Annotated in this window: 16 protein-coding genes; 9 read left to right on the top strand and 7 right to left on the bottom strand. The window is 69.9% G+C overall.

Going from position 1 to position 18,726, the window contains the following annotated elements:
• Window positions 1–15: 15 nt before the first annotated feature.
• Window positions 16–1,089: a substrate-binding domain-containing protein gene (locus ACIHA7_RS02475; RefSeq protein WP_397284759.1), complete on the bottom strand. Its 1,074-nt coding sequence runs from the start codon at window positions 1,087–1,089 to the stop codon at window positions 16–18.
• A gap of 64 nt (window positions 1,090–1,153) precedes the next feature.
• Here ACIHA7_RS02475 and ACIHA7_RS02470 point away from each other — a divergent pair, with 64 nt between their 5' ends.
• From ACIHA7_RS02470 to ACIHA7_RS02455, 4 genes are all read left to right on the top strand, one after another.
• Window positions 1,154–1,591, top strand: a complete 438-nt coding sequence (locus tag ACIHA7_RS02470; RefSeq protein ID WP_397284757.1) for a MarR family winged helix-turn-helix transcriptional regulator — start codon at window positions 1,154–1,156, stop codon at window positions 1,589–1,591.
• A gap of 81 nt (window positions 1,592–1,672) precedes the next feature.
• The gene (locus ACIHA7_RS02465; protein WP_397284755.1) at window positions 1,673–2,449 is read left to right on the top strand and encodes an ABC transporter ATP-binding protein; all 777 of its coding nucleotides are present in this window, start codon (window positions 1,673–1,675) and stop codon (window positions 2,447–2,449) included.
• Window positions 2,450–2,460: 11 nt separating this feature from the next.
• The gene (locus tag ACIHA7_RS02460) at window positions 2,461–4,974 is read left to right on the top strand and encodes an ABC transporter permease (RefSeq protein ID WP_397286463.1); all 2,514 of its coding nucleotides are present in this window, start codon (window positions 2,461–2,463) and stop codon (window positions 4,972–4,974) included.
• Window positions 4,975–5,200: 226 nt separating this feature from the next.
• Window positions 5,201–6,028 carry a phosphatase PAP2 family protein gene (locus ACIHA7_RS02455; RefSeq protein ID WP_397284753.1) on the top strand — a complete coding sequence of 276 codons (828 nt, stop codon included), beginning with the start codon at window positions 5,201–5,203 and terminating at the stop codon, window positions 6,026–6,028.
• Window positions 6,029–6,223: 195 nt separating this feature from the next.
• Here the strand turns inward: ACIHA7_RS02455 and ACIHA7_RS02450 are convergent, their stop codons facing one another.
• From ACIHA7_RS02450 to ACIHA7_RS02425, 6 genes are all read right to left on the bottom strand, one after another.
• A complete protein-coding gene (locus tag ACIHA7_RS02450) occupies window positions 6,224–6,631 on the bottom strand; it encodes a PIN domain-containing protein (protein WP_397284751.1) in 408 nt (135 codons plus the stop codon).
• Complete coding sequence (locus tag ACIHA7_RS02445; protein WP_397284749.1) at window positions 6,628–6,855, bottom strand: type II toxin-antitoxin system VapB family antitoxin; 228 nt, start codon at window positions 6,853–6,855, stop codon at window positions 6,628–6,630. The genes ACIHA7_RS02450 and ACIHA7_RS02445 overlap by 4 nt, the downstream gene beginning before the upstream one ends.
• A 59-nt stretch (window positions 6,856–6,914) precedes the next feature.
• Window positions 6,915–8,075, bottom strand: coding sequence for a VWA domain-containing protein (locus ACIHA7_RS02440; protein ID WP_397284747.1), 1,161 nt, complete (start codon window positions 8,073–8,075; stop codon window positions 6,915–6,917).
• 97 nt (window positions 8,076–8,172) lie between these two features.
• A complete protein-coding gene (locus ACIHA7_RS02435) occupies window positions 8,173–10,515 on the bottom strand; it encodes a DUF5682 family protein (protein ID WP_397284745.1) in 2,343 nt (780 codons plus the stop codon).
• A complete protein-coding gene (locus tag ACIHA7_RS02430; protein ID WP_397284742.1) occupies window positions 10,512–11,612 on the bottom strand; it encodes an AAA family ATPase in 1,101 nt (366 codons plus the stop codon). Before ACIHA7_RS02430 ends, ACIHA7_RS02435 begins: the two co-directional genes overlap by 4 nt.
• On the bottom strand, window positions 11,609–14,482 hold the full coding sequence (locus tag ACIHA7_RS02425; protein WP_397284740.1) for an SWIM zinc finger family protein: 2,874 nt from the start codon (window positions 14,480–14,482) through the stop codon (window positions 11,609–11,611). Before ACIHA7_RS02425 ends, ACIHA7_RS02430 begins: the two co-directional genes overlap by 4 nt.
• 421 nt (window positions 14,483–14,903) lie before the next feature.
• Between ACIHA7_RS02425 and ACIHA7_RS02420 the strand changes: the two genes are divergently transcribed.
• The 5 genes from ACIHA7_RS02420 (at window position 14,904) to ACIHA7_RS02400 (ending at window position 18,717) form a co-directional block, all read left to right on the top strand.
• Window positions 14,904–17,321 carry an AAA family ATPase gene (locus ACIHA7_RS02420; protein WP_397284738.1) on the top strand — a complete coding sequence of 806 codons (2,418 nt, stop codon included), beginning with the start codon at window positions 14,904–14,906 and terminating at the stop codon, window positions 17,319–17,321.
• Window positions 17,306–17,488, top strand: coding sequence for a hypothetical protein (locus ACIHA7_RS02415; RefSeq protein ID WP_397284736.1), 183 nt, complete (start codon window positions 17,306–17,308; stop codon window positions 17,486–17,488). Before ACIHA7_RS02420 ends, ACIHA7_RS02415 begins: the two co-directional genes overlap by 16 nt.
• A gap of 59 nt (window positions 17,489–17,547) precedes the next feature.
• On the top strand, window positions 17,548–17,937 hold the full coding sequence (locus ACIHA7_RS02410; RefSeq protein WP_397284734.1) for a hypothetical protein: 390 nt from the start codon (window positions 17,548–17,550) through the stop codon (window positions 17,935–17,937).
• A 70-nt stretch (window positions 17,938–18,007) separates the two neighbouring features.
• Window positions 18,008–18,397 (top strand): YchJ family protein, encoded by a 390-nt coding sequence (locus ACIHA7_RS02405; RefSeq protein ID WP_234391231.1) that lies wholly within the window; start codon window positions 18,008–18,010, stop codon window positions 18,395–18,397.
• A 44-nt stretch (window positions 18,398–18,441) separates the two neighbouring features.
• Entirely contained in the window at window positions 18,442–18,717 is a 276-nt protein-coding gene (locus tag ACIHA7_RS02400; RefSeq protein WP_397284732.1) for a SelT/SelW/SelH family protein, read from the top strand.
• Window positions 18,718–18,726 lie beyond the last annotated feature (9 nt).

Here is an 18,726-nt window from a genome sequence, read left to right as displayed (position 1 = left end):
TTCGTGTTACGAGATTCAGGAGTTCAGTTCGGCGAGCACGCTGAACTCGAGCGCGTCGGCGTCGGCCAGGTAGACCGGCTGGGTGGTGTGCGCGCCGCGGACCCGCACCTCGCCGCGCGGGCCGCCGTAACTGACTCGCGGGGCGTGGCGTTCGATGTCGCGCAGGTCGAGGCTGCGGGCGGATTCGGCGAGGGAGGCGAACAACAGTAGGCCCTCGTAACAGGATTCACCGATGTTGTTGAGCGCGGGCCCGGCCGGGCCGAACTCGCGCAGGTAGCGGGCGCCGAAATCCATCCCGGCCGGCGACACGACGCTCTCGAAATAGCCACTGGCGGTGAACAATCCGCGCGTGCTGTCGGCGCCGCCCGCGTATAGCACGTCCTCGCCGATCATCATGCTCAGCCGCAGCCTGCCGTCGTCGAGCCCGGCCTCGGCGAAGGCCAGGTTGAACGCGGCGCAATCCGCGCCGACCATGAACAGCAGCACGCCCTGTGCGGGGGAGCGGCGGACCAGCTCCAGTGCCTGCCGGAAGTCGCGGCCGCCGAGCGGGACGAAGGCCTGCCCGACCACCTCGATATCGGTGGTCGAGGCGAATTCCCGGGTAGCCCTTGCGGTTTCCCGCGGCCACACGTAGTCGTTGCCGACCACACACCAGCGGCGGATGCCGTGCTCGGCGCGCAACCAGCGCAGCGCGGGGAACAGCTGCTGTTCCGGCGTCTCGCCCACCATGTAGACGCCGTCGGAGTCCTCGCCGCCCTCGTAGAAGGTGGTGTAGACGTAGGGCACCCGGCCTGCGGTGTGCGGGGTGATCACCTTGCGCGCGTTAGACAAATGCCAGCCGACGACGCCGTCGACCATCCCGGTGCCGACCATTCGATCGATCGTCGCGGCCAGCACGGGCAGCGGCGCGCCCGCGTCGACGGGGTGCAGCCGGACCGGCCGGTCGAGGATGCCGCCCGCGGCGTTGATATCGCCGATCGCCAGAGCCGCGCACGCCTCACACGAGGGCCCGAACATGCCCGCCGTGCCACTCAGCGGCACCACCAGCGCGATGTCTACCGTGGAACGACGAAAACCGGAGCGCGGCAACGGAAATCACCACCGTATATTTCCATTTGAATATTTACCATACGGGGTTGGCTATAGTACTGCTGTGGACGATAGCACCGCCCCCGCCGCGCTGGAGGAGCTGGCCCGGCTTGTGCGCAGGGCCTCGCAGGAACTCGACCGGGCCATCGCGACCAGCCTCGGCGAGAGCTCCGTCGCGCGCTGGCACGTCCTGGCCGCGGTGGTGGACGGCGTCGGCCAACCCATGTCGCACCTCGCGGAGGCGACCCTGCTCACCGGGGCCAACCTGACCCGGTTGATCGACGGGATGATCGCCGACAACCTGGTGCACCGCAAAGTCGACGACACCGATCGCCGCCGGGTACTGGTGTTCCCGACCCGCCGCGGCCTGCTCGCCTACCAGACGATGAACCGCGCCGTCGGCGCCAGCGGCCTCGACGTGCTCGCCACCGGCCAGGCCCGATTGGCCAAATCGCTGGCCGCCATGGTCGACCAACTGCACGCCGAACCCGCTACCACGTAACCCGCCGCGGCGCATCGATACCGGGGGAGTCGGGGAATTCCCTGATGGCGCGCAGGGGCGAACCCGGTAAGACTGGTGTGCATGACTTCGCAAGCTTTGGGTTCCGACACCGCCGAAGCGGCGGTTCCGACCGATGTCGCGGCCCGCGCTATCGACCTGGTGAAGGTCTACGGGTCGGGAGATACGCAGGTCCGGGCCTTGGACGGGGTGTCGGCCGAGTTCGCGAAGGGGGAATTCACGGCGATCATGGGCCCCTCCGGGTCCGGCAAGTCGACCCTGATGCACTGCCTGGCCGGACTGGACAGCGCCAGCACGGGCACCGTCCGGATCGGTGACACCGACCTCGCCGGCCTCTCCGACAAGCAGATGACGCGGCTGCGACGCGACCGGATCGGCTTCGTCTTCCAGGCGTTCAATCTGGTGCCGACGCTCACCGCACTGGAGAACATCACGCTGCCGCTGGACATCGCGGGCCGCAAACCGGACCAGGAGTGGCTCGACACCGTGCTGAAACGGCTCGGCCTCAACGATCGGCTCACCCATCGCCCCAGCGAGTTGTCCGGCGGGCAGCAACAGCGGGTGGCCTGCGCGCGGGCGCTTGCGGCCAAGCCGGAGATCATCTTCGGCGACGAGCCGACCGGCAACCTGGACTCCAAGGCCTCCGCGGAGGTGCTGTCGATCCTGCGGGCCGCGGTGGACGAGTTCCGGCAGACCGTGGTGATCGTCACCCACGAGCCGCACGCCGCCGGGTTCGCCGACCGGGTGGTGTTCCTGGCCGACGGTCAGATCGTCGACGAGCTGCGGGACCCGACCTCGGAGACCGTGCTCGATCGGATGAAGGCGCTGGAGCAAGCCTGATGGGTAGTCCGATGCGCAAGGTTGCGCTGCGCAACCTTGCGGCACACAAGGTCCGGCTGGCGCTCACCCTGTTGTCGGTGGTGCTCGGCACCGCGTTCATCGCGGGCTCGTTCGTGTTCACCGATACGCTGCAGCGCACCTTCGACGGTATCTTCGCGGGCCAGGCGAAGGGCGTCGACGTTCGGGTAAGCCCGAAAGAGCGCCAAGCGCAAGGGATTCCGAACAACATCGTCGACGAGCTGCGAAAGTATCCCGGGGTGCGCACGGCCGCGCCGAGCGTGAACGGCGTCGTGGTGCTGCTGACGCCCGATGGGAAGAAGGCCATCCAGACCGGTGGCGCGCCCACCTTCGGCCAGTCGTATCTGCCGCCGGAGCAAACGGTCGCCGAACCGAACAAGTTCGTCCAAGGCGCGCCGCCCACCAAACCGGGCGAGATCGCGCTGAACGTCGGCGGTGCCGAGCGGGCGGGATTGAAGGTCGGCGAGCACACCAAGGTGATGATCCCGTCCCAGGGCAATCCCCTGGATGTGACCCTCACCGGCATCTACGAGGTGCCCGGAGACACCAGCGGTTTCATCGGTGTGCTGTTCGACGACGGTCAGGCGCGCAAGCTGTTCACCGACGGACTGCACGTGGCCTATGTCGATCTCGCCGTCGCAGGCATCCCGGGTGACCAACTGCGCGACGAACTCGCCAAGGCGCTGCCGAACTACAAGGTGCAGAACGGCGATCAGGTGCGCGCGGACATCAAGAAGGAAGTGTCCAACGCGCTCAACTTCATCAACTACTTCCTGCTCGCGTTCGGCGCGATCGCGCTGATCGTCGGCACCTTCATCATCTACAACACCTTCTCGATGATCGTCGCCCAGCGACTGCGCGAACTCGCGCTGCTCCGCGCCGTCGGGGCGAGCAGGCAGCAGGTCGGCCGGTCCGTCGTCGCGGAGGCGTTCGTTATCGGATTGGTCGGCAGCGCACTGGGTCTGGCCGGTGGCATCGGCCTGGCGTTCGGCTTGTCGGCGGTGCTAAACGCCTTCGATCTCGGGCTGCCCACCGGGTCGATGGCGGTGCTGCCGCGCACCGTCGTGGTCGGGTTGCTCGTTGGCCTCGCCGTGACGATGCTCAGCGCCTACGCCCCGGCCCGGCGGGCGGCGAAGATCCCGCCCGTCGAGGCGATGCGCGAGGAATTCGCCTCGGCCGGTGACTCTTTGCGGGTGCGCACGCTGGTCGGCGCGGTGCTCGCGGTGGCAGGCGGTGTGCTCGTGTACGTCGGCGCGCAATCCACCGGCGGCGACGCGGCGTTGACCGTCGGCATCGGCGCGCTGGCGCTGATCCTGGCGGTGCTGCTGGCCGCGCCCGCACTGTCGCGGCCGGTGGTGGCGGGGCTCGGCGTGCTGATCGGCCCGTTCGGGCCGATCGGACGGATGGCGCGCAACAACGCCGCGCGCAACCCACGCCGCACCGCCGCAACGGCTTTCGCGCTCACCCTTGGATTGATGCTGGTGACCGCGATCGGCATGCTCGGCGCCTCGGCGAAGGCGAGCGTCGGTGTGCTGGTGGACAAGGGTGTGAAGTCCGAATACGTGCTCGCGGGGCAGCAGTTCACCGGAGTGCCGTTCGGCGCCGCCGACGCGGTCCGCAAGTCGGTGCCCGGCGTCGCCGACGTCGTCGGGATCCGCGGGGTCGGCTTCAAGATCGGTGACGATCAGGTCGGCGGCGCCTCGCCGGACGGACAGCTCGACCGGGCGCTGAACTACGAGATACTGCGCGGCAGCGCGACACTCGGCGATCGCGACATCTTGGTGTCCGAGGATGAAGCCGACAAGCGCGGCTGGCGGGTCGGCCAGCAGGTGTCGCCGACCAGTTTCGACGGTAAGAAGGTGCCGCTCACCGTCAGCGGCATCTACCGCAAGACCCCGCTGCTCGGCGCGTTGGTGGTGTCGCCGGTGGTGTACAAGGAGGTCGTGCCGGTCAGCTTCCAGAGCAACATCGTTGTGCTGGTCACCGCCCAGCCCGGCACGGACCTCGCCGAGCTGCGCGCCGATCTGGAGAAGGCGGTCGAGCCGTTCCCGGTGGTCCAGGTCCAGGACCGGGAGGAGTTCAAGGGCGCGCAGGGCCAGCAGATCAACACGCTGCTCGCCATCCTCTACGGCCTGCTCGCGCTGGCGGTGGTGATCGCGATCCTCGGCATCGTCAACACGTTGGCGCTGTCGGTGGTGGAGCGGCGGCGCGAGATCGGCATGCTGCGCGCCGTCGGCATGCAACGTGCTCAGGTGCGCCGCACCATCTATCTGGAGTCCATGCTCATCGCCGTGTTCGGCGCCATCGTCGGCATGCTGCTCGGGCTCGGGCTCGGTGTCGGGTTCCTGCGGACGCTGCGTGATCTCGGTCTGGATCAGATCGCCATCCCGTGGTCTCAGCTCGTGCTCGTTCTGGTGAGCTCGGCGGTGGTCGGTGTGTTCGCCGCGCTCTGGCCCGCGGTCCGTGCGGCGCGCACTCCGCCGTTGGCGGCGATCGCGGACCTGTAGTAACGCGTTATCCGGCGGGCCCCGATCTTCGGGGCCCGCCGTTGTGTGCCGGGATGATTCGAATCCGCTGTCCCACAGCAGCTCTGGTGCCGCCTGGCCGATCGCCGTGTCTGTCTGATCACCCCAGCCGAAATCGACAGGGTGGTGCTGCTAAATTAAACGGAGGATGTAGCTCCACTTAATTGCCGGGATCGGCCTGGTTCAACGGAGAAGGAGGCCGCGGGCGATGGTGGCTGTGGGTCTTGGTGGGCCCGGTGCGGGACTGGAGTTCGCGCCGAGCGGGCTCGTCGAGCGGGTGCGGGCGGCGGTGCACGGCCGTGGTGGCGAAGCGGCCGGGCAGCTCGCGCTGATCACCGTGCTCTATCTCGGTTATCGCGTCGGCCGGATGTTCACCGCCGACGACACGGTGCGCGCGTTCGGCAACGCGCGTGGTCTGCTCGGTCTGGAGGATCGGCTGGGGCTGCCGGAGGAGACGACGGTGCAGTCGATCTTCGTGCACCGCGACTTCTTCGCGGTGCCGGCGAACTTCTACTACGCCACCGCGCATTTCACCGTCGCGGTGGCGGTCCTGTTGTGGTTGTGGATGTTTCGGCCCGAGCATTATCGCTGGACGCGAAACCTGATGGTGGCGTTGACCGTCGCCGCTCTTGTCGTGCACGTCCTGGTTCCGCTGGCGCCGCCGCGCATGCTGCCGGAGTACGGTTTCGTCGATCTGGCCGCCGTGCACGGTCAATCCGTCTACGGTTCGGCCGAATCCGGCGGGCTGTCCAATCAGTTCGCCGCCATGCCGTCACTGCATGTCGGCTGGGCGTTGCTGCCCGCCTTCGCCGTCGTCGCCGCGACCCGCACGTCGTGGCGTTGGCTCGCCCTGGCCCACCCGGTGTTCACCACCGTGATAGTCGTCGGCACCGGTAACCACTACTGGCTCGACATCATGGTTGCGGTTGGTTTGCTGTCGGTGGCCGCCCTGCTGCATACGAAACTCGTCCCGACTGCGGCGACCGCCTGGGGCTTCATGGGTCCCGTTGCGGCAAAAACCGCCGTGACCAGCTGAAACAAGTCGCACTACGGTACGCCGAACCCGACTCGCCCCCGCGATCTCTGTCGTACGATCTCCTGAGCTGTCCGGTTCGCCCGTTCAGATAGGAGCCCGATGGATCTCTCCACCCTCTCCACCCTGCTCGGCATCGCCATCCAGCTGGTCAACCTGGCCTCGGCCCTCTCCAGCCTGTCCGGCTGAGTCGGTGCCCTAGTAATTGCGAATGTTGTGTTCGGTCAAGTCGGTGGCGTGCTTGGCGACGGTGCGAAAGTCGTTGTCGTCGTGCAGTACAGTCAGCCCATGATGGGCGGCCGTTGCCGCGATGATCAGATCAACGGCCGAGGCACTGCGATGCTGGCCGAGTCGTGACATGCGGTGCTGCACGGCGTTGACCCACGCGCCCGCCTGCTTCGGCACCGAAACATCCGGGTAGATACGCGCGAACATCTCGTTGAGCTCATCGAACTCCTGCGCGTCGCGGGCGCTGTAGAGGAACTCCGAGCGCTGTACATAACAGGATCCGACGGTCTGCGCGACGATCGCCTGCTCCCACGCTGCCTGAATGGCCGGGTCTGCGAGCAGTCGCACCAGTCCGGAGGTGTCGAGTAGGTAGATCACCGATCGCGGGCCGCTTTCTCGGCGAGATGCAGCCGCTCGGCGTCCGCTACCGCACCCCAGGTGCGGGCGCGCTCGAAGTGTTCGCGCACTAGGGCGGCGCGTTGCTGCTGTTCCGCGTAGAAGCGAAGAGCCATATTGACCGCCTCTTTCTTCGTGCGGACGCCAGACAGTGCCATGGCCTGTGCAAGCGCGTCGTCGTCCAGGTCGATCTGCGTCACTGACATGGCACACCTCGGTCTCGATGTTGGTGATGTACAAACGAGGATACATGACCAACATCCCTTCAGCTATGGCTCGTGTTGGCGTTGGCCCAGACTTGCAGGTCGCCGCGGTCCAGGGCTACGGCGAGCAGGGCGGGGAACTTGTCGGGGGTGCAGGCGAAGGCGGGGACGCCGAGGGCGGCCAGGGCGGCGGCGTTGTCGTGGTCGAAGGCGGGGGCGCCCTCGTCGGAGAGCGCGAGCAGGACGACCACCTGGACGCCGGATTCCTTCATGGCGTTGACCCGGCGCAGCATTTCGTCGCGGACGCCGCCCTCGTAGAGGTCGGAGATGAGGACGAAGAGGGTGTCGGTGGGGCGGGAGATGAGGGTTTGCGAGTAGGCGATGGCGCGGTTGATGTCGGTGCCGCCGCCGAGCTGGGTGCCGAAGAGGACGTCGACGGGATCGTCGAGTTTGTCGGTGAGATCGACGATCTCGGTATCGAAGACGACCAGGGAGGTCTGCAGCGAGCGCATCGAGGCGAGGACGGCGCCGAAGACGGAGGCGTAGACGACGCTGGCGGCCATCGAGCCGGATTGGTCGATGGCCAGCACCACGTCGCGCTGTACGGCGTGGGCTTTGCGGCCGTAACCGACCAGCCGCTCCGGCACGACGGTGCGGTGTTCGGGCAGGTAGTTGGCCAGGTTCTTGCGGATGGTGCGGTCCCAGTCGATATCGCGCAGCCGAGGGCGGGAGACGCGCGCGGCCCGGTTCAACGCGCCGGAGACGGCGGCGACGGTGTGCGCGGCGATGCGCTGTTCGATCTCGCGCACCACCTTCTCCACCACCAGACGCGCGGTCGCCTTGGTGGTTTCGGGCATCACCCGGTTCAGGCTCAGCAGGGTGCCGACCAGGTGCACGTCCGGCTCCACCGCCTCGAGTAGCTCCGGCTCGAGCAGCAACTGGGTGAGATTCAGCCGCTGCACGGCGTCGCGCTGCATCACCTCGACGACGGTCGAGGGAAAGTAATTGCGGATGTCGCCGAGCCAGCGGGCCACCCGGGGCGCGGACCCCTCCAGCCCGCCCGAGCGTTTGCCCGAGGTCCGTTCGTCGTCGTTGTACAGCGCCGACAGCGCGCGATCCATCGCGACGTCGTCGGCCGAGCCGAGCCCGCCGAGTCCTTCTTCGGCGGCCGTGCCGAGCACCAAACGCCAACGCCGCGCCTGTGTTTCGTTGTCGGTGTTCATTGGATCCTCTGCGTGGTGGTCGAGCTGACAATCGGCGCGGGCCGCGCCGGTCGAGGCCGGGCGACGCTGCCGGACGGTGTGGCAATCGGTGGCCTACTCACACCGCGACCCCCAAAATCTCTGCGGCGGAGCGCAGCGCGATGCTGCCCCGCGCCACATCGAAACTGCCGTCGTGGCCGGTGCGGACGGCGCCACCACCCCCATCGCGCACCGCACGGCCTATCGCTCGGCGCTCACCTGATTCGAAAGCGCCGAAAGTTCTGCGCAGCAGGGGAAGCGTCTCGACGAACTGGTCCTCGCGCAGTTCGCTCAGCCAATCGTCGATGAGGCGCAACAATTCTCGGTCGTGTACCAGCAGCAGGCCGCGACCGCCGAGGAAGCCGTCGATCCAGGCGGCCTTCGCGGCGGCGGTGTTGCCGACCGACAGCGCGGCGGAAAGCCTACGGGCGGAATCGTTCTCGTCGATGATTCCCGCGTCGCAGAGGAGCCGGACGGCGCGGCCGACCAGTGCGCCGTGCACGTCGTCGCGGTCGGCGAGTTTGTGCAGCGCGCCGAGCCATTCGCCGGTGGCCCAGCCGTCGTCGCGGGTATGGATGGCGGTGTGCGCGGCGTCGAGCTGGCTGCGTAGTTCGGTGGCCGCGTCGGTATCGAGCCCTGTGACAGCGCCGGGCAGGCCCGCGCAGACGCGCACCAGCAGGCCGTCGGCCACATGTGCGAGGGCCTTGGTGTCGGTGCCGCGGACATCGCCGTAGCGCAGCGTCCTGATCAGGCCGGGCAGGGCGGCCAGCAGGTGGGTGATGTCGTGGTCCAGCGCGGCGGCGGACTCCAGCCTGCTGATCAATCCGTCGGTGGCGCCGCCGAGGTCGGCCAGCAGCGCGACCTCCAGGGCGGCGGTGAGGTCGCCGACGGTGCTGTCGGCGCGACCGGCCGTGTCGAGGATCTTCGCCTCGGCGGCGGTGCGGATGGTGGTGCCCCACCGGGAGGCCTCGATGATGGCGATGGCGTACTCCGGTCGCCACTGCAGCGTCCAGGTCTCCCGGAAGGTGCCGGTGCTGCGCACCTCGCCGGTGGTGAGCTCGCCCCACGGGATGTCGAGCACGCGCAGCCGGTGCAGCAGGCGAGAGCGCTCGACCTCCCGTTCTTTGCGCAGGTCCAGATCGAGTACCCGGGACAGGGCTTCCTGTTTCATCCGCAGGGTGCGGGCGCGGGCACGCAGGTCGGCGTCGAGCGGGACGGTCGGCGTGCCCTCGGGCACGGTGCCCAAGGCCTCGCCGACGACGAGTTCGTCGACCACCAGCCGCAGCATCGTCTCGTCGCCCCCGCACATCACCGCCCTGGTGGCCTCGGTGACCTCGGACAATCCGGCCAGCGGGCGATCGCGCATGGCGGCGAGCGCGTCCGCGAGCCGGACGGCCTCGATGATGTGCGCGCTCGACACCGGCAGATCGTGCGCCCGCAGCACCCCGGCCACCTTGGTGAGCCAGCGCGCGATCGGCCGCTCGGTCTCGGTGAACAGATGGTGGTACCAGCCGGGTGAGGTGATCCCCGCGCCGTATCCGGAGGTGGTGGACAGCCGCGAATGCGTCCACGGCACCCAGGTCAGCGTGGCCTTCGTCTTCGGAGGGCCCTTCAGCAGCCGAGTATCCGCGGCGGCGGGCCCGAGCTTGCCCGCCAGCGCGGGCGCATGCCACGCCCCGCATACCACCGCGAGCCGAACCGCCCCGTCCTTCAACGCCTTCCGCATCGTCTGCCGCATGTACGCCTCGCGGCGCAGCGTGTGCGCGTCGATGCGGACGGGCCCAAGTCGGATCGGCTCCAGCTCGAGCACATCGCCCGTGGCCTCGGCGACCGAATTGGCCGCAGGTTTCTCGGGGCGCAGATCGATGGACGGTGTCGAATCCTCTTCGGCGGCTACCTGCTCGGCACCTTCGCGCAGGGCACCCATCGCCTCGGTGATCGCCTCGAAAGCGGTGGCGTCGGGCGAGGATTCGACCACCGCGTCCCACCAGCGTTCGGCATCGTCGTAACCGCCCGCCGCGGCCAGCTCGGTCAGTGGATCGAACCGGTCACCGGGCTCCTCGTCGGCGGCGAGGACCATGCTCGCGGGCAGATCGCAGAACCGGACGGGCACATCGTGTTCGGCCGCGTACGCCAGCGCCTGCCACTCCGGTGAGAACACCGCGTATGGCCAGAACGCGGCTTTCGCGGGCGCGTCGGGCACGTAGGCCAGCAGCGCGACCGGCGGCTGCATCCCTTCGGCCGCAACGTAGCCGACCAGTGGATCGGCATCCGCGGGCCCTTCGATCAGGATGGTGTCCGGCTGGAACTCCGCCAGTGCCAGCCGCAGCGAGCGCGCGGAGCCCGGCCCGTGATGACGGATGCCGAACACCCGGGTCAGCGCACCGTCGGCCGTCGAGTCGGTGTCGGCGGTGGCGCTCATCCGGAGACCTCGCGGCACGCCCGGTAGAAGTCCGACCACTCCGGGCGTTCGCGGACAACGGCCTCCAGGTACTCGGTCCACACCACCGCGTCGGCGACCGGATCCTTGATCACCGAGCCGAGCACGGCGCCCGCGACGTCGGCGGCCCGCAGCACACCGTCGCCGAAGTGCACCGAAAGGGCGATCCCATTGGTGATCACCGAGATGGCCTCGGCGGTGGACAGCGTGCCGGAGGGCGATTTGAGCTTGGTGCGGCCGTCGGCGGTGATCCCGGAGCGCAGTTCGCGGAAGACGCGCACCACCCGGCGCACCTCCTCGGCCGCGGCGGGCACCTTCGGCAGTTCCAAGGAGGCGCCGAGCTGTTCGACGCGGCGGCTGACGATGGCGACCTCCTCGTCCTCGCTGGCGGGCAGCGGCAGCACCACCGTGTTGAAGCGGCGGCGCAGCGCGGAGGACAGCTCGTTCACGCCGCGGTCGCGGTCGTTGGCGGTGGCAATGACGTTGAAGCCCTTGGCCGCCTGCACCTCCGTGCCGAGTTCCGGTACCGGCAGCGTCTTCTCGGACAGCACGGTGATCAGCGCGTCCTGCACGTCGGACGGGATGCGGGTGAGCTCCTCGATCCTGGCGATGGCGCCTGCGCGCATCGCCGTCATCACCGGCGACGGGACAAGCGCGCCCTCGCTCGGGCCCTCGGCGAGCAGCCGCGCGTAGTTCCAGCCGTACCGGATCGCCTCCTCCGCCGTCCCCGAGGTGCCCTGCACGAGCAGCGTCGATTCACCGCAGATGGCGGCCGAAAGATGCTCAGATACCCAGGTTTTGGCGGTGCCGGGCACGCCGAGCAGCAGCAGTGCCCGGTCGGTGGCCAGCGTCGCGACCGCCACCTCCATCAGCCTGCGCGGCCCCACGTACTTCGGGCTGATCACGGTGCCGTCGTCGAGGGTGCCGCCGAGCAGGTAGGTGACCACCGCCCACGGGGACAGCCGCCAGGACGGCGGGCGCGGGCGCTCGTCGGCGGCGGCGAGCGCGCGCAGTTCGTCGGCGTAGGCCTGTTCGGCGTGCGGACGCAGCAGGTCGGGCGTCACGTCGGTAATGGTCACTGCAGCTCCTCGAGCATCATCGAGCGGTGGTTGAGGTCGTGTGCGAGCTGATCGAAGGCTCGCTCCCAGGCGGGATCGCCGCACCGGCGCGCGACCACGGCGGCGGCGCTCGCGGCGGTAACGGGTAGGTGCACCGACGCGGCGGACAGCAGCGACCGGTGCGCATTGGGGGTATTGCCGTGCGCCTCGGGGCGGCGAGCCGCCGCGCGGGCACGTTCGAACAACAGCAGAATCACGTGCTGCGCCAGCTGTTCCGGCCACGGGTGCCCCATCGCGGGCAACAGCGCCTCGATCTCGGAGAGCCAGGAGCCGTCCAGCTCGAGCAGGTGCCTGGCGCGATCGGCCAGTGGCAGCAGCGCGAACAACTCGCGCCTGCGCAGCATGGCGACGTCGGTCGGCACGCCCGCGTCGAACAGCGCCCGCGCCCAGGTCGAATCATGTTGGGCCAGTGCGGCGTCCACCCAGCCGTCGAAGATCGGCTGGCGGAAGCGGTCGTCGATCGTCACCTTGACCGCCTTGTCGGGCGCGCCGAGCACGCTCGCCCAGTGGCTGAGCGGCGTCGCCGCGACCAGCTGCCGCAGTCTGCCCGCGGTGAGGTCGGGGGCGCCGCCCCAGCGGTAGGTGAACTCGACGCTGCGGTCGGTGATGCCGTCGCGGTGCGCGGGCGGGTCCAGCGTATCGGGCAGCGCGACAACGAGTTCGGTGTGCAGCAGCCGGTGCTCGACGCGGATCCAGTCGCTCGCACGGCGGGTCATGCGATGCGCGAACGCCGAATCGGGCAGCAGGGTCAGCAGCCCGGCGGCGGTCCGCCGGACATCGGCGCGCCGATCGTCCAACCCGGCCTCAAGTAACGGCTCGTCGGCGCGGGAGATCCCCTCGGCCAGGACCGCGAGCAACTCCGCCTTCAACGGCCCTGACTCCTTCGGCCATGCCGCGGCGAGCGTTTCGCGCGCCGCATCCGCGTCCCGTCTGCGCAGCTCGGTCAGCCACGCGCGCCGCTCCGGCGGCTGCCCGAACTGCCACACCTGCTCGGTGGCCGCCGCGGCGGGCTGCTCGCGCACCAGGTTTCGCCACTCCGGATGCTGGCCGGCCAGCCATCGGCCACGGGTGCCCGCCAGGCGCAGCAGCGGTTCCCGCAGCTCGGCGTTGCTCTTCGCCTGATCGAGCAGCTGCCCGCACAGGGCGTCCGGCGCGCGGTAGTCGAACGGCATGGCCGCGGTGAACCATTCCGGCAGAAAGGGAGACCGTTCCTGGAGCATGCGGGCGAGGTGGCCTGCGGCGGTGGGTGGCAGCAGGCGTCGCGTGTCGTCCTCGGCGGGTTCGGGCGCGGTCGCGGTGACCGCGCGGACCCCGCCGCGCGCGAAAACGTCGTGCAGCGCGGCGGATTCGAGCAGGCGCAGGGCCGGATCGGCGGGCAGTTGGTCGGCAGCGCGCGTCACCGGTGCGGCGAGCCGGGTGAGGTCCGGCGCCCGGCGCGCGGTGCCGAGCAGCGCGACAGAGGTCAGCTCCGCCGCGTTCGATGGCGGTGTGACCCGAGTCTGCGCGGTGCTCCGGCCGACCGGATCGAGCCTGGCCAGGTCGATTACCTCGCCAGCGCTGAATACCGAGATCGGCACGAGGCCCTCGATGGTCCACTCGGCGGCCACGGTCACCGGATGGCCGCCGGACACACCGAGTAGTCGCCACGGCTGCTCGCCCGGCGCCACCGGCAACGCGGTGCCGTCGGATTCGGTGATGTACCAACCGTTTTCGGTGTGCACCGGGATCACGTCGACGAGCAGCACCGGCCAGCCGCGCAGCCACGGATCGGCGCCGAGCGCGGCGGCGTGATCGTCGAGTGCGGCGGCCACCGTGCCCGGGTGCTCCGGATCGAACGGCAAGGTCGTGAAAGGCGCTGCGGCACCGTGGCGTTCACCCCACAGCGCCCGCAGCGGTGCGGCTCCGGGGTAGTAGTGCAGATCCGCGTCGGCGAGCAAACCGAGTGTCGGCACGTCCGCGGGGAAGCCCGGCGAACCGAACGAGTGGTCGACCACCAGCGCCCAGCGCCGAGACCTGCGCCCGTACAACCATGTTCGTCGCGTGTAGAGGCGCTCGTCCTCGGAGATCCGGACGCCGAGCACCATCCATTGATCCCGGACCGCGGGCTCGGTGCGCACCGTCTCGGCGGGATTCGGATAACCGACATGCGTGCGGACGGTGGCGCTCAACTCCGGCGCCAACTCGTCCAACCGTCGGTGCGCGGCGATGAGCAGGTGCAGCCGCGCGTATTCGCGCAGCACGACCTCGGGCCAGTCGGCCCTGGTCACCACGGCGGTGGGCAGCTGGCGCAGCGCCGAGGCGATGCCGGGTGCCTGCGCGTCGACCATGCGGGCGGCGATCGCCTCGAACGCCCGGAACGAGCGGTCGGTCTGCGCCAGCCCGGTCCGTATTTGGTCGCCCAGCCAGACGTCGAGCTCGGCGAGCCCCGCGGTGACCCGCACCCGCCGCTGTTGTGCGGTAGCGGGATTCGCGGTGCGGGTGGTGGACTCCGCCGCGGGTTTGGCGGCCTTGGCCACCCGCCCGTCGATCCAACTCGCCGCGAAATCGGCGATCCCCGGTGCCTGTTCGACCCGGCCCGCCGCCCATTCGAGCAACAGCGACAGCGCGTGCTTGCACGGGAACTTGCGACTGGGACAGGAGCACTTGTACGCGGGCCCGGACAGATCGACGATCGTTTGATACGGCTTGGCGCCGCTGCCCTGGCACAGTCCCCACAGCGCGATGTCGTGCTGCCCCGTGCCGCGCCAGCGGCTCGCGAGTTTCCGCGCGGCCGACAGCGAGCTCGCGTCCGGCGCGAGCGCCGTGACCTGGTCCTCGCTCCAGCGCGTCATGTTTCCCCCGTTCCTCGGTTGACCGGATTTGTACCGCAGGCCACCGACAAGTGCCGCGTCGACCGGTGTGGTTCGCACGGAAATACCTGTGCCATCGTAAGTTTCAGTGCTGAAAACATCTTGCATGTGCCGATGTTCTCTGGCATTCTGTCCTGTTCGGCTCGACCGAACCATCCAAATCGGGTGATACACCATCGAGCTGCCCGCCGGGGCTGGCGAGGGGTGGACATCGAGGCGCGGCCCCAGCCGTTTCGATGACCATATCCATCCCCGCGGGCAGATTCGCATGGCTGCCGGAGGTCTCACCTCCGGTGGGCGAATCCCACGGGATCGGGTAGCGTTTCGCACAGCTTCGACAGTGGCGCCGCGCACGGGATCGGAGGACGTGTAGCGGCTCGGTGGTGGAGGGGGTCCGACCAAATTGCGTCCCGACGCCGATCCGGTGCCTCGGCTGACCGAGGTGGTGACCCGGCGGCTGGCCGACGATCCCGCGGTGACGCCCTCGGTCGCACGCACCGTCCTGCGCGCCCTCGGTGGCGGTGAGAACGATGATCGGGCAACCCGATTCGACGACGGCGGGATCTTCCTGCGGGCCATCCGGGTCCGCGGCTTCCGCGGCATCGGGCCGGAAGCCGAACTGCAACTACCGCCCGGCCCGGGCCTGACGCTGGTCGTCGGCCGCAACGGCAGCGGCAAATCCAGCTTCGCCGAGGCCGCCGAGCTCGTGTTCACCGGCGGCAACCGCCGCTGGGACGGTAGATCCGCGGCCTGGCGCGAGGGCTGGCGGAACCTGCACGACGGCGGCACCGCCCGCATCGAGGTGGAGCTGCTCACCACCGGCGACAAGCCGCAGCTGACCATCGCCAAGGAGTGGGCCGCCGACGCCGACCTCCCCGACGCGCAGTGGACCGAACAGCACCCGCCCGCCGCGCCGACGGAGTTCGACATCGACCGCTGGGCGGGCAGGCTGGAGCTCTACCGGCCGTTCCTGTCCTACAGCGAGCTCGGCGCGCTGGTCGACGGCAAACCGAGCGACCTGTTCGACGCGCTGCACCAACTGCTCGGCCTGGACGAACTGACCTTGGCGCAGGAGCGAATTCGCATGCGCCGCCTGGAACTGGAACGCGCCGTGCGCGATTCGCGCCAGGAACGCCTCGAGCTGCTGGAGGCGCTCGAGACGGTGGCCGACGACCGCGCCATCCGGGTGAACAGCCTGCTGCGACCCGCCCAACCCGACCTCGCCGCGGTCGGGCGCGAGGTCATCGGTACCTTCGACGACCAGAGCGGCCCGGCCGGCCTGCGCGCGATCGTGCGGCTGACGCTGCCCACCGCGGCCGAGGTCGCGGAGGTGGCCGCTCGGCTCGCCGAGTGCGGTACCGCGCTGACCCGCGGCACCACCGCCGACGCCGAGGCGGATCTGCGCGTGCTCGAGCTGCTGCGCCGGGCCCGCGACCACCACAGGGCGGGCGGCGCCTGCCCGTGCCCGGTGTGCGGTCGCGGCGAGCTGGACGACGCGTGGGCCAGGGAGGCCGACGACTCGATCGCCACCCTCGCCGCCCGGGTCGACGCGTTGACCACCGCACGCACCGAACTCGGCCAGGCGCTGCGCGCTGCGCGCTCGCTGCCGGATCTCGTTCCGCCGGAACTGGATTTCGACCCGCGTAACCCGCCCTCGGTGGACACCTCCGCCGTGCGCCGGGCCTGGGCCGACTGGGCCGCGCTCACCTCCGCCGATTACACCCCCGACCTGCCGGATCGGTTGCGCGGCGCGCACGCCAGGCTCGTCGACGAGCTCGACCTGGTGCAGCAGGGCACCCGTAAGGAACTGGACCGCCTCGACGAGGTGTGGACCCCGCTGGTGCCGCGCATTGTCAGCTGGCTGGATGGTGCGCGCGAGGTCGCCGCGCACGCGGCCGAGCTGCGCACCGTCAAGAAGGCCGAGGACTGGCTCAAGTCCGCCACCGCGGGCCTGCGCGGCGAACGCATGACACCGCTGGAGACCACCGCGCGCTGGGTGTGGCAGACGCTGCGCCAGCAGAGCAATGTCGAGCTCGGCGCTATTCGCTTGCAGGGCAACGCCGGAACCGCGCGCCGGGTGCTGCTCGACGTCACCGTCGACGAGGTGGACGGCGCCGCGCTCGGCGTGATGAGCCAGGGTGAGTTGCACGCGCTCGGGTTGTCGCTGTTTCTGCCGCGGGCCACGGTCGAGGAGAGTCCGTTCCGCTTCGTGATGATCGACGACCCGGTGCAGGCGATGGATCCGGCGAAGGTGGACGGGCTGGCCAGGGTGCTCGCCGCGGTCGCGTGGACGCGGCAGGTGGTCGTCTTCACCCACGACGAACGCCTCGCCGAGGCGGTGCGCCGGATGCAGCTCGACGCCACCGTGCTCGAGGTCCAGCGCCGGGACCGTTCGGTGGTCGAGGTCCGGGTGTCCAGCGATCCGGTCCGCCGCTACCTCGACGACGCGCGCGCCCTGGTGCGCACCCCGCAGCTGCCGCAGGCCATCGCCGATGAACTCGTCGCCACCTGCTGTCGCTCCGCGGTGGAGGCCGCGAGCCTCGGCCGGGCCAGGCGCACGCTGCTCGCCGACGGCATGAACCACCGCGAGGTGGAGCGCCACATCGACGCGGCCCAATCCACCAGGGCGAAGGTGGCTCTCGCGGTGATGGGGGTCGGCGGCAAGGTCGACGACCTCAACAAGCATTTGGTCGCGCGCGAAGGGAAATGGGTGGTCGAGGCGTTGCGCGACGCCACCGCGGGCGCACACGTGCCGATCGGCCGCGGCATGCGTGAATTGATCACCGAGACAGAAAGGTTCGTCGCATGGCTCGCGCGCTGACGGCGTGGCGCAGGCCGGAGCCGGGTGCGGGCACGCCCGAGCACAGCAGGTTGCAGCGGCGCTCCCCCCGCGCGGGAATCGAGCACCGGCGAGGTGCGGACAGCGGCGCGCACAGCATCCGAATGTGTTGGGGCGACTGGGGTAGCAGCGGCGAGGCACGGGCATGAGCGCCCAGCGTGGACCGCGCCGCGGACCGATCGGTGGTCGCGGAGCCAACCGGCGACCCGTGAAAGGACCCAAGCGCCCGCGGCCGTCGGTGGCCGAGCGGCTCGACACCGTGGACCGCTTGCTGGCCGGCGCGGTGACCGACGCGGGCGGGCTGTGGTCCCGCGCCACCGCGTGGATTCTGCGAATCGCGTTGGAGCAGTCCGTGGATGAGCTGTGGGGGCGACTCGCGCCCGCGCTGATGCGCTGCCCGATGCGTGCCCAGCTGATCGCGCTGCGCACCTTCGCCGGACCCGAGGTGGCGGCGCAGGTGGCCGCGCTGTGGGCGGCGCTGTCGCGGGCCGCGCACCACCACGACTACGAGCTGGCGCCCAGCGTCACCGACCTGCGCCGTTGGCGCGAACAGACGGTGGCGATCGCAGGCGCGCTGGCGGCCGTCGAGTCGAGGTGACCGGCGCCGTCGCGGCGGAACAGGCCACCCGGGCGGAGCTTCGCCGCGGGCGGCACGCGAGAATCGGAGCATGAGTGGGACCCGGATGTGTCCGTGTGGCCGGGGCGAGGCCTTCGACGACTGCTGCGGCCCGGTGCTGAACGGAAAGCGGGCGGCGGCGACCGCCGAGGCGTTGATGCGTTCGCGCTACACCGCTTTCGCGGTGGGGGACACCGACTATCTACGCCAATCGTGGCATCCGCGCACCAGGCCCGCCGAGCTGGAGCTCGATCCCGGCCAGCGCTGGTTGTTCCTGGAGATACTGCGCACCGCCGACGGCGGGCTGTTCGACGAGACCGGCTTGGTCGAGTTCGTCGCGCACTATCGGGCGGACGGTTCCCGTGGCGCACTGCACGAGGTCAGCAGGTTCCTGCGCGCCGACGGCGCCTGGGTCTACCTGGACGGCGAGATCGAGGCGTGAGTGCGCACGGCGCGCCGCGGGCCCGAACGGTAGCGTGAGCCGGCATGTCCCGTGTCGCGATCGAGTACTGCACCCAGTGCCGCTGGCTGTTGCGCGCGAGCTGGATGGCGCAGGAACTGCTGAGCACCTTCGGCACCGAACTCGGTGAGGTGGCGCTGATCCCGGCGACGGGCGGCATCTTCCGGATCACCGTCGACGGCGAGCAGGTGTGGGAACGCAAGGCCGACGGCGGTTTTCCCGATATCGCGGTATTGAAGCAGCGGGTGCGCGACCGGGTCGCGCCGGACCGTGATCTCGGCCACGCGGATCGGCGCGACTGAGCCCGGCGC

Source organism: Nocardia sp. NPDC052316 (genome assembly GCF_044547795.1).
Classification (GTDB): domain Bacteria; phylum Actinomycetota; class Actinomycetes; order Mycobacteriales; family Mycobacteriaceae; genus Nocardia.
This window is presented reverse-complemented; position numbering and strand designations above follow the sequence as displayed.

Coding starts and splice junctions, on each gene's coding strand:
- ACIHA7_RS02425 (WP_397284740.1), bottom strand. CDS start 14,482: ATGACGCGCTGGAGCGAGGACCAGGTCACGGCGCTCGCGCCGGACGCG.
- ACIHA7_RS02465 (WP_397284755.1), top strand. CDS start 1,673: ATGACTTCGCAAGCTTTGGGTTCCGACACCGCCGAAGCGGCGGTTCCG.
- ACIHA7_RS02445 (WP_397284749.1), bottom strand. CDS start 6,855: ATGTCAGTGACGCAGATCGACCTGGACGACGACGCGCTTGCACAGGCC.
- ACIHA7_RS02405 (WP_234391231.1), top strand. CDS start 18,008: ATGAGTGGGACCCGGATGTGTCCGTGTGGCCGGGGCGAGGCCTTCGAC.
- ACIHA7_RS02440 (WP_397284747.1), bottom strand. CDS start 8,075: ATGAACACCGACAACGAAACACAGGCGCGGCGTTGGCGTTTGGTGCTC.
- ACIHA7_RS02455 (WP_397284753.1), top strand. CDS start 5,201: ATGGTGGCTGTGGGTCTTGGTGGGCCCGGTGCGGGACTGGAGTTCGCG.
- ACIHA7_RS02435 (WP_397284745.1), bottom strand. CDS start 10,515: ATGAGCGCCACCGCCGACACCGACTCGACGGCCGACGGTGCGCTGACC.
- ACIHA7_RS02400 (WP_397284732.1), top strand. CDS start 18,442: ATGTCCCGTGTCGCGATCGAGTACTGCACCCAGTGCCGCTGGCTGTTG.
- ACIHA7_RS02460 (WP_397286463.1), top strand. CDS start 2,461: ATGCGCAAGGTTGCGCTGCGCAACCTTGCGGCACACAAGGTCCGGCTG.
- ACIHA7_RS02415 (WP_397284736.1), top strand. CDS start 17,306: ATGGCTCGCGCGCTGACGGCGTGGCGCAGGCCGGAGCCGGGTGCGGGC.